12 protein-coding genes are annotated in these 13,045 nt (G+C 72.4%); 5 read left to right on the forward strand and 7 right to left on the reverse strand.

The genetic code is table 11. The features are described from left to right. Positions 1-2 precede the first annotated feature (2 nt). Complete coding sequence (locus tag ABT034_RS25500; RefSeq protein WP_351219017.1) at positions 3-920, forward strand: NAD(P)-dependent oxidoreductase; 918 nt, start codon at positions 3-5, stop codon at positions 918-920. Between the two features lie 56 nt (positions 921-976). Here ABT034_RS25500 and ABT034_RS25505 read toward each other — a convergent pair whose 3' ends face one another. Beyond that, positions 977-2,140 (reverse strand): flavin-containing monooxygenase, encoded by a 1,164-nt coding sequence (locus tag ABT034_RS25505; RefSeq protein ID WP_351219019.1) that lies wholly within the window; start codon positions 2,138-2,140, stop codon positions 977-979. A 172-nt stretch (positions 2,141-2,312) separates the two neighbouring features. Here ABT034_RS25505 and ABT034_RS25510 point away from each other — a divergent pair, with 172 nt between their 5' ends. Continuing rightward, complete coding sequence (locus ABT034_RS25510) at positions 2,313-2,765, forward strand: DoxX family membrane protein (protein WP_351219109.1); 453 nt, start codon at positions 2,313-2,315, stop codon at positions 2,763-2,765. Next, on the forward strand, positions 2,762-3,169 hold the full coding sequence (locus ABT034_RS25515; RefSeq protein ID WP_351219021.1) for a Zn-ribbon domain-containing OB-fold protein: 408 nt from the start codon (positions 2,762-2,764) through the stop codon (positions 3,167-3,169). The genes ABT034_RS25510 and ABT034_RS25515 overlap by 4 nt, the downstream gene beginning before the upstream one ends. Here the strand turns inward: ABT034_RS25515 and ABT034_RS25520 are convergent. Then, positions 3,158-5,215, reverse strand: coding sequence for a protein kinase domain-containing protein (locus ABT034_RS25520; RefSeq protein WP_351219023.1), 2,058 nt, complete (start codon positions 5,213-5,215; stop codon positions 3,158-3,160). The two genes, ABT034_RS25515 and ABT034_RS25520, sit on opposite strands and share 12 nt — an antisense overlap. Positions 5,216-5,373: 158 nt before the next feature. On the opposite strand from ABT034_RS25520, the gene ABT034_RS25525 reads away from it, so the two are divergent. Next, on the forward strand, positions 5,374-5,979 hold the full coding sequence (locus ABT034_RS25525) for a GOLPH3/VPS74 family protein (protein ID WP_351219025.1): 606 nt from the start codon (positions 5,374-5,376) through the stop codon (positions 5,977-5,979). A 27-nt stretch (positions 5,980-6,006) separates the two neighbouring features. Here ABT034_RS25525 and ABT034_RS25530 read toward each other — a convergent pair whose 3' ends face one another. Genes ABT034_RS25530 through ABT034_RS25540 form a run of 3 tightly spaced genes read right to left on the reverse strand, consistent with a single transcriptional unit; the run spans position 6,007 to position 7,741 of the window. Next, positions 6,007-6,639, reverse strand: a complete 633-nt coding sequence (locus tag ABT034_RS25530) for an HAD family hydrolase (RefSeq protein WP_351219027.1) — start codon at positions 6,637-6,639, stop codon at positions 6,007-6,009. Then, positions 6,636-6,881: a DUF397 domain-containing protein gene (locus tag ABT034_RS25535; RefSeq protein ID WP_351219029.1), complete on the reverse strand. Its 246-nt coding sequence runs from the start codon at positions 6,879-6,881 to the stop codon at positions 6,636-6,638. Before ABT034_RS25535 ends, ABT034_RS25530 begins: the two co-directional genes overlap by 4 nt. Beyond that, a complete protein-coding gene (locus ABT034_RS25540; protein WP_351219031.1) occupies positions 6,878-7,741 on the reverse strand; it encodes a helix-turn-helix domain-containing protein in 864 nt (287 codons plus the stop codon). Before ABT034_RS25540 ends, ABT034_RS25535 begins: the two co-directional genes overlap by 4 nt. Positions 7,742-7,832: 91 nt before the next feature. Here ABT034_RS25540 and ABT034_RS25545 point away from each other — a divergent pair, with 91 nt between their 5' ends. Next, a complete protein-coding gene (locus tag ABT034_RS25545) occupies positions 7,833-8,273 on the forward strand; it encodes an ATP-binding protein (RefSeq protein ID WP_351219033.1) in 441 nt (146 codons plus the stop codon). Here the strand turns inward: ABT034_RS25545 and ABT034_RS25550 are convergent. Both ABT034_RS25550 and ABT034_RS25555 read right to left on the reverse strand, forming a co-directional pair. Continuing rightward, positions 8,231-10,471, reverse strand: coding sequence for an FG-GAP repeat domain-containing protein (locus tag ABT034_RS25550; RefSeq protein ID WP_351219035.1), 2,241 nt, complete (start codon positions 10,469-10,471; stop codon positions 8,231-8,233). The genes ABT034_RS25545 and ABT034_RS25550 overlap by 43 nt on opposite strands. Before the next feature lie 109 nt (positions 10,472-10,580). Next, positions 10,581-12,803, reverse strand: coding sequence for an FG-GAP repeat domain-containing protein (locus ABT034_RS25555; protein WP_351219037.1), 2,223 nt, complete (start codon positions 12,801-12,803; stop codon positions 10,581-10,583). Positions 12,804-13,045 lie beyond the last annotated feature (242 nt).

Raw genomic sequence — 13,045 nt, forward strand, 5'->3', positions numbered from 1 at the left:
ACATGAACGAGAACGAGAACCCGAATCACTACGACCGCGAGCGCCCGGCCGGCCTCACACCCGTGACCGTCATCGGCTTAGGGGCGATGGGGCGGGCACTGGCCGAGGCGTTCGTCCGCGCCGGGCACCCGACGACCGTGTGGAACCGCACGCCGGAGAAGGCCGCGCCACTCGTCGCCGAAGGCGCGGTCCTGGCCGGGTCCGTGGAGGCCGCCGTCGCCGCGAGCCCGCTGGTCGTCACCTGCCTGACGACCTTCGAGGCCACTCGCCAGGCCCTCGGACCCGCCACCGAGGCGCTCTCGGGCCGCGCCCTCGTCACCCTGAACAGCGGCACCCCCGCCGGAGCCCGCGAGACCGCCGCCTGGGCGGCCGGCCACGGCGCCCGGTTCCTCGCCGGGGCCGTCAAGAACGTGCCCTCCGCCGTCGGCGCCCCCGACACGCTCCTGTACTACAGCGGTGACCGGGCGGTCTTCGACACGTACGCCTCCACGCTGAAGGTGCTGGGCGGAGACACCGTGCACCTCGGCGCGGAGACCGACCTCGCCGCCCTGTACGAGATGGCGGTGGGCGCCATGCTGCTGCCCGCGCTCGTCGGTTTCTTCCAGGGCGCCGCGGCCGTCCGGTCGCGCGGCCTCGAAGCGGGCAGCATGGTGCGGTTCGCCGAGAAGTGGCTGGACATGATCAAGTCCCTGCTTCCGGTGTACGCCGAGGAGATCGACAGGGGCGACTACTCCGAGGCCGCGTCCTCCGTGAACCTCTTCCTGGAGGGCGCGGCCTACGACGAGGAGCTGAGCCGGGAGACGGGCGTGGACGCCACCTGGCTCGCGCCGCTGTACGACCTGGTGGAGCAGGCGGTCGCGGCGGGCCACGGAGAGCACAGCGTCTCGGCCCTGACGGAGGTACTGGCGAAGCGGCCGTAGCGCCCGCCACCTACTTCCGGCGGCGACCGCGGCCTACTTCCGGCGGCGACCGCGGCCTACTTCCGGCGGCGGGCAGTCCGGCGCGCGATCCGGCGCGCGATCCTCTCCGCGTCGATCGCCAGCTCCCGGAGCATCCCGCTGATCGGGTTCGTGAACCCCGTGAAGTACAGACCGGGCGCCTCGCGCGGGCAGCGTGCCCCTGCCACCACCGGCCGCCCCTGCCCGTCGAGCACGTCCAGGTGCCCGAGGAGCGGCTCAAGGGCCCGCCGGTAGCCGGTCGCCGCGATCACCGCGTCCGGGGCGATCCGGGTCCCGTCCGCGAGGACCACCTCGCCGCCCTCGAAGGCTTCGACGGCGGCGACGATCTCGACCTTCCCGGCCCGTACGGCGTCGATCAGACCGACGTCCTGCACCGGCACCGCGCCCTCCCGCTGCCGGGTCGCGAGGCCGGTGTCCGGTCGGGGGAGCCCGTACGCCGTGAGGTCGGGCGTCGCGAACCGGGCGAGCAGGGCGCCGAGACGGTCGACGAGGGCCGCCGGCAGCCGCCGTATCAGGATGCCGGAGCGCTGGGCGGGCCAGCCGGCCGTCGTGCGGCGCACGATGTGGGGCACGGTCCGGACCGCGAGCCGCACCCGGGCGGCGCCGCCCTCGGCGAGATCGGCGGCGATCTCGGCGCCGGTGTTGCCGATGCCGACGACGAGCACGTCCTTCCCGGCGTACGGCTCCGGATTGCGGTACGCGCGCGCGTGGCTCAGCTCGCCCTTGTACGCGTCGCGGCCGGGCCACTCGGGAACGTGCGGGGTGTGGTTGTAGCCGGTGGCCACGACCACCGCCCGCGCGGTGAGCCGCCGCCCGCCGGTGGCGTGCAGGACCCACTCCTCGCCGGCCCGCTCGACGCGGAGGACCTCGACGCCCGTCACGACGTCCAGCTCGTGCTTCTCGGCGTACGTCTCCAGGTAGCGCACCACGTCCGCGCGGGCGACCCAGCGTCCGGACGAGCGCGGGATCCGCAGACCGGGCAGGGCGGAGAGCCGCCGGGTGGTGTGCAGCCGCAGCCGGTCGTAGTGGGCGCGCCAGGAGGCGCCGACGGCGTCGGACTTCTCCAGGACGACGGCCCGGACGCCTCGTGAGCGCAGAGCGGCGGCGACGGCGAGTCCGCCGGGCCCGCCGCCGATCACGTACACGGGGTGGACGGGCGGTTCGTGGTGGGTGGTGGCCATGAATGCTGAGCGTAATGACGTGTACACGTAGTGGGTCTCGACCGGGAGGGGTTTCGGTTGCGAATCGGTCACGCGTGCCCACCTCTTGCGCTGCACGGCGGAGCTGCGCTGAACTGACGTACCGTCAGATCCGGCTCGCCGAGAGGACGCGCGCATGCAGACGCAGGCGCAGCTGCAGACCGTCTGGCTCACCGGCGCCGAATGGCTCGCCGTCCTCCGCATCGGCCTCGGCCTGTGGTGGCTGGAGAGCTGGCGCCACAAGGACAGGAAGGGCTGGTTCGAGCGCGGCACCGGCATCGCCTGGGCCGCCGACATCGCGGGCAAGCACAGGTGGCCCCCGGTGAAGAGGGGATTCGACGCCGTCGTCGCCCCGCGCCCCAAGCTCATGGCGTACGTCGTCGTCTACGCCGAACTCGCCCTCGGCCTGGGCCTGATCCTCGGCTTCCTCACCCCCGTCGCCCTGGTCGGAGGCCTCCTCCTCAACCTCCTCTACCTCGTCCTGATGATCCATGACTGGGCCGAACAGGGGCAGAACGCGATGATGGCGCTCATCTCCCTCGTCGCGCTCCTCGCGATGTCCTGGCAGACCTGGTCCCTCGACTCCGCGATCGGACTCTTCCTGTGACGGCCGCTACCCCCGACATCGACGCCTTCACCCGCCCCTACTGGGACGCCGCCGCCGAAGGGCACCTGCTCCTGCGCCACTGCGCGGCCTGCGACCGGCCGCACCACTACCCGCGCGAGTTCTGCCCCTACTGCTGGAGCGAGGACGTCCGCTGGATCCGTGCGAGCGGCCGGGCCACCCTCTACACCTGGTCGGTCGTCCACCGGAACGACCTCCCGCCGTTCGGCGAGCGGGTGCCGTACGTCGCGGCCGTCGTCGACCTGGCGGAGGGGCCGCGCATGATGACGGAGGTGGTGGGGGTGCCGGAGGTCGACCTCCGGATCGGGATGGACCTGGAGGTCGCCTTCCGGCGGGAGGGCGAGGTCACCGTCCCCATCTTCGGCCGACCCCGCTCACATGGCTGAGATGTTCCGCCAGAGGTGGCCCTGGTCGCCCGAGTTGCAGGTATACGTCATCACGAACGGCGGCCCCGAGATCAGGCAGTAACCGTTGCTCATGTTCTTGATGGTCCGCCCGGAGGACGTCGAGGTGCCGATCTTCCAGGACTGGGCGGTGGAGCCGCTGCAGGGGGCGACGGTGACGGCGGAGCTCGACGGCTGCATGCACTTCCCGGAGATCTTGCTGATGAGGCGGAAGGTGCCGTTCGCGCCCGGGGAGTACGTCCAGGAGTAGGCGAGGTAGCCGCCGTTGGTGGCCTTGGAACCGCACTCGTACGTGTCGACGAGGACGGCGTAGCCCGCGTCGTTCTCCGCCAGGCAGTGACCGCTGGAGACGTTCTGCAGGGAGTACGTCCCCGAGGTCGACGAGCCGCCGCCGGTGGCCGGCGGGGGTGCCGGCTTGGTGGTCGTGGGCCGGGGAGCGGGACGGGTCGTCTGTCCGCCGCCGGAGGGGGTGGTGGGGTTCGACCCGGCGTCGGGCACGGTGCCGGTGCCGGAGTCGGTGCCGGACCCGCTGTCGGAGCCGGTGTCCGACCCGCTGTCCGAACCGCTTCCGCCCCCGCCGCCCACGGCACCGCCGCCGCCCACTGCGCCACCGCCCACGGCACCGCCTCCGCCCACAGCGCCGCCGCCGCCGTCGGCGGGCGGGGGCGGGAGCGGTGCGCCGGGGGAGGACCCCGGCGGCTTGGCGCCCGGCTTGGAGGGCGGCGGCTTGGCGCCGGGGGTCTTCGCCGACGGCGACCCGGTTCCGGCGGTCGACGGGGGTACGTTCGCCGGCTGCGAGGCCACCGATGACGGCGTCCCCGAGGTGCCGGGGGCCGCGCCGAGGCGGCCGATCTCGTACGGGCCGAGGGCGACGGTCAGGGTGGTGCCGGTCGCCACGACGACGGGCACGGCGAGCATGACGAAGCGGTTGCGCCGCCGCGGCGGCTTGCCGGGCGTGGCCTGCCCGGTGACGGACACGGGGTCGGGCGAGACGGTCGCCGGCTCGCGGCCGCCCTGCGGGGTGAGGGGGGTCGTCGCCACGTCCTGGGCGGGCTCGGCCTTCTCCAGCTCCGCGAGCTGCTCGGCCGTGGGCGCCCCGGCCGCGAAGGTGGCCCGCTCGTCGATCCGCTCGGTGACGGCGGCCGGCCACACGACACCGGATGCCTGCTCCTCGGCGAGTGCGACGAGTTCGTCGGCGGTGGGCCGGTCCGCCGGGTCCTTGGCGAAACAGGTCCGTACGAGCGCCGCCAGCTCGGGCTCGGTCTCGGTGAGCCGCCCGAAGTCGGGCTCGCCGTGGACGACGCGGTAGAGCAGGCCGGGCCCGGAGCCGTCACCGAACGGCGGGCGGCCGTTGGCCGCGTAGAGGACGAGGCTGCCGAGGGCGAAGACGTCGGCGGCGCCGGTCAGCTGCCGGTCGGCGATGGCCTGCTCGGGGGCCATGTAGGCGGGGGTGCCGATGACCATGCCGGTCTTGGTGAGGCGGCTCTGGTCGGCGGCGCGGGCGACGCCGAAGTCGATGAGGGAGAGGCCGGAGGTGGTGAGCATGACGTTGGACGGCTTGAGGTCGCGGTGCACCATGTCGGCGCCGTGCACGACGCGCAGTCCGGCGGCGGCCTCGCGCAGGAGCCGCCAGAGGGCCTCACCGGGCAGCGGGCCGCCGTTCAGCCGGATGGCCTCGTTGAGGGTGATGCCCGGAATGAACTCGGTGGCGAACCACGGCGGCTTCGCCGTGCGGTCGCTCGCGAGGAGCTTGGTGTTGGCGCCGGCGGGCAGCCGGGCGAGGTTGTCCAGCTCGTGCCCGAAGTGGCTCAGGAAGTCCGCGTCCTCGGCGAGGACGGGAAGGACCCGCTTCACCGCTGCGAACTTTCCGGGCACGGCCCCGAGGTAGACCCGCCCCATACCGCCGGACCCGAGCACGCCGAGCAGCCGGAACGCCCCGATCTGACGAGGATCCCCCGTCTCCAGCGGCATGGCCCCGCTGCCGATCAGATTGTCCGGACTGGAATTGTTTTCCGGTTCCCCCTGCATGGGCGACACAGTAGCTGAGGGGGTTGACGAACTGAACGGCGGTCAAGTGCCTGTTGCAAAGCTGTGGTTGCGGGGCGGATGAGGTTCGGGCCGCACGTGCGGGGCTAGCCTGTCCGGTCAGGACGTACGTGTGTCGATGTCTCTGAGGGGAGCCGTTCATGAGCACGGCGAAAGACCTGTTCATCATCGCCATGGACCCGAGCCCGGGGCCGGCCGTGGGGCAGGGCGACCTGTCGCTCGCACTCGCGGGAGCCGAGCTGATCGATCTCATCGGGGCGGGGGCAGCAACCGTGGAAGACGACCGCATCGTCCCGGGTGGGCCGTCGACGTCGGATGACCGGCTCCTCGCCGAGGCTGCGGAGCAGCTCACGCGGGAGTCGCCCCACGAGCAGATCGAGGACTGGCTGTGGCGCAGGGGCCGCGACCTCTCGGCCGCGTACCGGGCCGCGATGGAAGCGGACGGTGAGGTGACACGGAAGCGGAGCGGCCGGTTGCCCTTCGCCCCGGAACGCGTGGAACCGGCCGACACGCCCACCCGCCGCCGGGCGGCCGCCCGCTGGGAGGAGAGGGAACCCGTCCTGGCCGCCCTCGCCTCGGCGGTGGGCATCGACAGCGGCCGCTCCGACGAGGAGCCCGGCTTCGACGACGAGGCGGTGACGGCCGTGGTGGCCGCCGTCCACGACGCGGTGATGGAGCTGGAGGCCGTACGCCAGAGGCGGACCATCGAGAACACGGCCTTCGCCAACCTCTGGCGCGGCCCGTGACGCCTGCGAAAGCGGGAATGAGACGGCCTACGACCTGCGCCCCACCAGCGCCAGGATCTCCGGCGCCGCCCCCGCCAGGGAGGTGAAGTGCCGGTGGGCGCCGGCCGCGGGGGCCTCGGTGTTGACCGTCCACACCGTCATCCCGGCCGCGAGACCGGACCGTACCCCGGACGGCGCGTCCTCGATCACCAGGCAGTCCGCCGGGTCCGCGCCCAGCTTCTCGGCGGCGGTGAGGTACGGGACGGGGGACGGCTTCCCCTCCACCACCGAGGCCGCGTCCACGATCAGACCGGGGAGGGGGAGCCCGGTCCGCTCGAACCGGCCCCGCACCCGGTGCTCGTAGTTCGACGTCACCAGCGCCCACCGGTCCTCCGGCAGGCCGGTGAGCAGCTCGGCGGCCCCGTCGAACGCCGCGTACGTCCCCGTACGGACGTCCTCGTCCTCCAGCGCGTGCAGGAGGGCGAGGCACTCGTCCGGGTCGCGGCTCGGCGCGACGGCCGCGAACGTCTCCACCGGCCGCGTCCGGAGCGCGACGGCGTACACCTCGTCCCCGTCGAGCCCATGCCGCGCAGCCCACTCGTGCCAGACGCGCCGCTGGTTGGCGACGGCGTCCATGAGGGTGCCGTCGACGTCGAAGAGAACGAACTTCTTGCTGGTCACGCGCCCGATGCTACGTCCACGAACGCGGCCCAGGCCGCCGGGGCGACGGCGAGCTGGGGGCCGTGGGGGTTCTTGGAGTCGCGGATGTGGATGGTGGTGGGGTGGGCGGCTACCTCGATGCACTCGCCGCCTTCACTACTGCTGTAGCTGGACTTCCGCCAGTCGTAGGCGATCTCGATGCAGTTGCCGCCCTCGGAGCTGCTGTAGCTGCTCTTGAACCAGGCCAGATCCGTGGTGTTCATCGTTCTCCCAGCAGTTTCTCGATCCAGTCCAGGGACTCGCGCTTGGTGAGTGCCTGCGCCCGGATGATCCCATAGCGCTCCGCGTGTTGGCGGACCTCTTCAGGGTCGGTGATCAGCCGGGAGTGACCGTAGATCTCGGTATACGCGACCTCCCGCCGTCCCTTCGGCGTGAGCAGGGTGAAGGCGCCGTCCAGATAGGGGTGTTCGGCCTTGTCCTGCGGCATGATCTGGAAGTCGACCGTTCGTCGCTGGGCCACGTTGCGGATGCGCAGCAACTGCTCGCGGTGCACTTCCGGTCCGCCGAACGGGCGGAGGAGCACGGCTGCCTCCAGGACGAAGCTGATCGTCGGAAGGGGCCACTTGTCGAACAACACCTGCCGCGAGATCCGATCCGCCACCCGCTTCTCGATGGTCGCCTCGTCCAGCATGGGGCGGCGGTGCTCGAAGAGGGAGCAGGCGTACGCCTGCGTCTGAAGGAGGCCAGGCACTGCCTGCACGGCGTAATAGTGCAGCGCGACCGCCTTCGCCTCCTCCTCCGCGAAGTCCCGGAACCAATCCGGATGCCGCACCCGCGCCCTCGCCAGCGCATCCCGCACGTCATCCACCGCCGCGATCAGCACGCCCCCCGCCCCCACCACCGGGTCCGCCCGGGTCAGGAAGTCCGGTTGGGGTGTCCGTACTCCCCGCTCGACCGAGGAGACGAGGTCCTCGCTGCAATGAGTGGCGTCCGCCATTTCCGCCTGGCTCAGGCCCGCGTTCTTCCGCAGCACCTTGATGATCTTCCCGAGCGCACGGAACAGGTGCGCCGTACCGTCCACCTCGGAGGGCCGTTCCGGCCGCTCCTCCACGTTTCCCGACATCCGTACCGCCCTCTTGGCGTGCCCGTACAGTCACTCAGCGTCGTCGCGTCGCTGCTGGTCAGCGTACGGCCGACGGGCCAGTCTCGGGGGCATGAAGTCCGAAACCACCACTCCGACCGGTGAGTTCACGCTCCGGCTCTCGGCCACGCGCCGGGGCGCACGACTCGCGCGGTTGCTCGCTGTGCAGCAGCTCCACGACTGGGGGGTGACGGGCTCGGCCGCCGAGGCGGCCGAGCTGGTCGTGGCCGAGCTGGCCAGCAACGCCGCCCTCCACGGCCGGGTGCCGGGGAGGGACTTCGAGGTGCGGATGGCGCTCGACGACGACCACGTACGGATCGAGCTGTCGGACGCGCGCGGCGAGCGCCGGCCGTTACCGTCCGCGAACCCCGACGAGGGCGGCTACGGGCTGCTGCTCGTCGCCGCCCTCGCCACGACGTGGGGCGTGAAGGACCGCTGTGTCGGCAAGACGGTCTGGGCGGCCGTCCCGGTTCAGAAGAGGTCTACCGCGCCTTCGCCGAGGCCGGGGTTGTAGGGGGCCCAGCGCTTTCCGAAGGGGGCCCTCCAGTCGCCCGTGCCCAGGTAGGTGAACAGGGAGGCGTAGAGGCCGCCGTCCGCGTCGTACGCGACCAGGTCGTTCCGGCCGTCGCCGTTCACGTCGCCGGCCCCGACGAGGCTCACGTACGCGTTCCAGCTGGAGCCGGCCTTGATGCGGGGCGCGAAGGTGCCGTCGCCCTTGCCGAGGTAGAGCCAGAGGACACCGGCCGTGTCGCGGGCGAGGAGGTCTCCGGCGGCGGCGCCGCCGATGTTCCCGGTGGCGGTGATCTGGTTGTAGGCGCCCCAGCCGCCGCCGACCCGCACCCGCTGGGCGAAGGGTGCGGCGGTGTCGCCGGTGGACTTGTAGAGCCAGAGGGAGCCGAGGGTGTCGGTGGCGAGGAGGTCGGGGCGGCCGTCGCCGGTGACGTCGGAGCCGGCGGTGAGCGTGTTGTAGACCTGCCAGCCGCCGCCGATCCTCGTCCGAGGGGCGAGGCCCTTGCCGTTGCCCTGGTAGAGCCAGAGGACGCCGGTCCTGTCGCGGGCGACGAGGTCGGGGGCGGTCGTGCCGGTGATGTCGCCGGTGGCGGTCATCCGGTCGTACGCGGACCAGCTCGTCCCGAGGTTCACCGGTTCCAGCTCGCGGATCGTGGAGGAGCCCACGATCTGGTTGATGTCGTACGAGCGCAGGCGGCCGAGACCGTCCCGGGCGAGCAGGTCCGGCGAGCCGTTGTCGTCGAAGTCGTGGGGCCTCGGCGCACGGGTGAGGGTGAAGGTGCCGGTGCGGACGACGTCGGGGCCGATGCCGTTGAGGGGCGTCGCCGTCAACGACCAGGTGTAGGCGCCGTTGTAGGCCGGGACGCCGTTGGTGAAGTTCCCGTTCCAGGTGAGGGCGAAGCCGGTCGTCCCCGTGCGCGGGATGGCCCCGTCGCCGCCCTTCAGACCGGACGCGGTGTGGGTGAAGGTGAGGCTCACCTGTGCGTTGGAACGGCTGAGGTCCCCCCATGCCTTCAGCGCACCACCGGCGCGGTCGAAGTCGACGACACCGGTCGGCGGGAGGGTCTCGTTCTCCATGGTGAGGGCGGTCGGCCGGCCGGCGCTCGTCACCAGCGTGGCGACGGGGGTGCCGTCGGCGCCGGGGGCGACGCGGTAGAGGCCCTCGCCGTGCTCGATCGTGCCGCCGAGGACCAGCAGGTTGCCGTCCGGGTCGACGGTGCTGGACTGGACGTGGTCGAGGAGCTCGACCGTGTCGCCGGTCTTCAGGGAGCGGGCGGTGAGGGAGTGGAGGGCGTCGGTGAACGTGGCGGTGCCGCCGCCGTTCCGGTTGTACGTCAGCCAGTCGCCGACCACCCGGAGGAGGATGTTGTCCGCGTTCCTGAGGGGGTCGATCGGCGTCCGTACGACCTGGGTCTCGCCCCGGCGGGCGACGGCGAGGGTCGCCTTGCCGCCGGAGGGCGTCTCCGCCCAGGCCACGTGGGTCGGGGACAGGACGGTGGAGCGGGTCTGGGTGGACGGCAAGGTGTCGTACGTCTCGGTGACCGCGCCGGTGGCGGGGTCCACCACGCCCACGAACTTCGTCCAGACCTCGCCGACCACGCGGTTGTAGTGGAGCACGAAGGTGCCGGGGCCGTTGGAGTGCATCAGCAGGGGCTGCGCGCCCTGGGGCAGGACGACCTTGCGGTCGACCACCCGGCCGTCCTCCTTGGAGACCAGGTGGTACTCCGCGGTTCCGGACACGGTCGCCGTCATGACGAGGGTGGAGCCGACGACCCGTTGGAGGGTGTACGGGGTGGCGGCCGTGTTGAAGGCGGAGGTGTCGATCACGACGGGGTCCGAGCCCCCGCTCATGTCGGTGAGCGTGATGACGCTGCCGTTCTCCGTGGCGACGGTGTCCGTGCCCGGGACACCCCGCGGCTTGCCGGAGAGCTGGGTGGTGACACCGTCGGAGAAGCGCGTCCAGCGGTAGACGACGCTCGACCCGTCGGTGGCGCTCAGCATGCCGGTACGGCCGGCGCTGATGAGCTTCGAGCCCTCGGGGAGCGTGAGCGGCGTGTCCTGCGCGGCCGTGACCGACTGCACGGCGGCGGGCGGGGTGGCGGCCAGGGCGGCCGGGGCCGCGAGACCGGCGGCGGTGACGACGGCGAGCACGGCCGAGATGGCTGCGGCCTGCCGTCTCCGGCGTACGGGCGTGTGGTTCAAGGAAGCCATTCTTTCCTGGGAGAGGACGAGCTCAGGAGACGTGGTGCGGGGGCGGCCGGGACGCGTGGTCCCGGCCCGCCCCGGTTGCCCGGCCGGGTGTCCGGACGGGTCAGACGATCGGGTGGCGGGGCGTCGGCGTCGCCGGGTAGACGGAGCTGGACTCGCGCGTGGCGAACGGCGTCGCGGTGGTGCCCGTGCCCCGGTAGACGAACGACCCGCCCTTGCCGTACGCGAACAGGTCGTTGCGTCCGTCGCGGTCCACGTCGCCCATGCCGACGAGATGGGTGTACGCGCCCCAGCCCGCGCCGACCCTGACCGGGGCGGAGAACGAGGTGGCGGTGGCGCCCTGGTGGAGCCAGAGGACACCGGCGGCGTCGCGGGCGAGGAGGTCGCCCTGCGGCGTACCGGCGACGTTGCCGACGGCGGTGATCTGGTTGTAGCCGCCCCAGCCCGTACCGGCCTTGGCGCGGGTCCGGAAGGGCGCCGACCAGCTTCCCGTGCCCTGGTACGTCCACAGGAGGCCGGCGGCGTCGGTGGCGATCAGGTCGGCCCAGCCGTCCCCGTTGAGGTCGCTGCCGCCGGTGATCTTGTTGTACGCGTTCCAGCCGGAGCCGATCCTGGTCCGGCCGGCGAAGGTGCCGTCGCCCTTGCCGAGGTACAGCCAGAGGATGCCCGCGGTGTCACGGGCGACCAGGTCGGCGGGGGCGGCGCCAGCGACGTTGCCGACGGCCTCGATCTGGTTGTACGCGTTCCAGCCGGGGCCGAGGAGCTTGCTCTCCAGCGACCAGTAGTCGGGGGAGGAGGCGGTCTTCCTGACCTCGTCGAGCCACAGGCGGCCGGAGGCGTCGCGGGACAGCAGGTCCGGGGCGCCGTTGTCGTCGTAGTCGTGCAGGCCCGCCTTGCGGGTCACCTTGAAGGTGCCCGTCTTCCTCAGGTCCGGGCCGATGCCGTTGAGCGGCTTGGCGTCGAGCTCCCAGACGTAGTCGCCGTTGGGGGCGGGGCCGCCGGGGAGGGTGCCCGGCCAGTCGAAGCGGATCGCGCCGGTGTTGCCGAAGGGGAACTCCGTGGTCCTGCCGGTGCGGACGTGGCGCAGGGTGACCTTGCCGGCCGCGTTGTCCCGGGACAGCTGCCAACGGAGCGTCGCCTTGCCGCCGTTCAGGTCCAGGTTGACCGTGGGCGCGACGTCGGTGGAGGTGAGGGCCAGCGCGGTCGGGGCGTCGGTGCTCGCCACCAGGGTGGCGACCGGCGTGCCGTCGGCACCGGGGGAGATCCGGTAGATGCCCTCGCCCTGGGCGACGGTGCCGCCGCGCGCGTAGAGGTCGCCGTTGGGGGCGGTCGCCGAGCTGGAGACGTGGTCGAGGAGCTTGACCGTGGTCCGGGGGTCGCCCAGGCGGCGGGCGGTGAGCGGGAAGAGGGCCGACGTGACGGTGGCGGTGCCGCCGTTGAGTTCGGCGGTGGTCACCCAGTTACCGACCAGGTTGACGTCGACGTCGGAGCCGGTCGCCGCCTGGCCGAGGTCCGTGGCGACCGGGTCGACGTCGACGCCGCGGAGGGCCGTGAACAGCTGGACGCGGTTGGCCGCGGTGCGCTCGATCCAGGCCACGTGGGTGCGGGAGAGGGACGCGTCGGTGCCGGTCCGCTCGGAGTACGTCTGGCGCGGCCCGTCCACGGCCTGTCCGGTGGCGGTGTCCACGGCGACGAGGAAGGTGTTCAGGCCGGTGCCGGTACCGGTGGAGTACTGGAGCAGCGCGATGCCGGGGGAGCCGGCCCAGACGCGGCCCAGGCGGGCGTCGTCGGGGATGGCGGCGACGTCGCGGGTGGTGGTGGAGCCCGTGGCGCGGCTCAACAGGTCCACGTCGAGCACACCGGTGTCTTCGTCGGTGTGGGACATGACCAGCGTCTCGCCGACGGCGCCGGAGACCACGTAGCGCTGGTCGTTGTGGGACAGGCCGTACCGGAAGGAGCTGGTGCTGGTCATGTCGTTCAGCCAGTAGACCACCTGCGTCGCCTCGCGGGAGAAGACGATGTCCGACTGGGCACCGAAGAAGCTGGTGCGGGGCGCGGTCAGGGACTTGGTGGTGCCGTCGGCGTAGTTCGTCCAGCGGTACTCGGCGCCCGACGGGTACACGGCGCGGGTGAGGTATCCGGTCGCTCCGGCGCTGACGATCTCCGTGGGGTGGGGCAGGGTGACCATGTCGGCCGCCTGGGCGGGCGCCTGGACGGCGGTCACCGGGGCGGCGGTCGCGGGGGTGGCCGTCAGGGCCCCTCCGGCGGTGACGGCCAGGACCGCGGTGACGGCGGCGATGACGTGTCGGCGGGGCGCACGGGGCACACGGGATGCACGAGACACACGCGAGTGAGTCAAGAAACGTTCCTTCATAGGTGTGGAGGTGCGGAACGCCGTGAGAGGCCGTGCGCGTGCACGGAACGGACGCCCCCCATGGCAGTCGAACGGCGCGCAGTCACGGCCGCGCCGTTCGATCAGACTCATGGAGGGCTCGGTTGGTTGTACGGATTCCGGCGAACGCCGGTCGGCCGGGCGGAGTTGGCCGCAGCTGCGATCCCCGCACGGAG

Source organism: Streptomyces sp. NPDC002773, assembly GCF_040295605.1.
Taxonomy (GTDB): Bacteria; Actinomycetota; Actinomycetes; order Streptomycetales; family Streptomycetaceae; genus Streptomyces.

Coding starts and splice junctions, on each gene's coding strand:
- ABT034_RS25500 (WP_351219017.1), top strand. CDS start 3: ATGAACGAGAACGAGAACCCGAATCACTACGACCGCGAGCGCCCGGCC.
- ABT034_RS25505 (WP_351219019.1), bottom strand. CDS start 2,140: ATGGCCACCACCCACCACGAACCGCCCGTCCACCCCGTGTACGTGATC.
- ABT034_RS25520 (WP_351219023.1), bottom strand. CDS start 5,215: ATGCAGGGGGAACCGGAAAACAATTCCAGTCCGGACAATCTGATCGGC.
- ABT034_RS25525 (WP_351219025.1), top strand. CDS start 5,374: ATGAGCACGGCGAAAGACCTGTTCATCATCGCCATGGACCCGAGCCCG.
- ABT034_RS25535 (WP_351219029.1), bottom strand. CDS start 6,881: ATGAACACCACGGATCTGGCCTGGTTCAAGAGCAGCTACAGCAGCTCC.
- ABT034_RS25540 (WP_351219031.1), bottom strand. CDS start 7,741: ATGTCGGGAAACGTGGAGGAGCGGCCGGAACGGCCCTCCGAGGTGGAC.
- ABT034_RS25545 (WP_351219033.1), top strand. CDS start 7,833: ATGAAGTCCGAAACCACCACTCCGACCGGTGAGTTCACGCTCCGGCTC.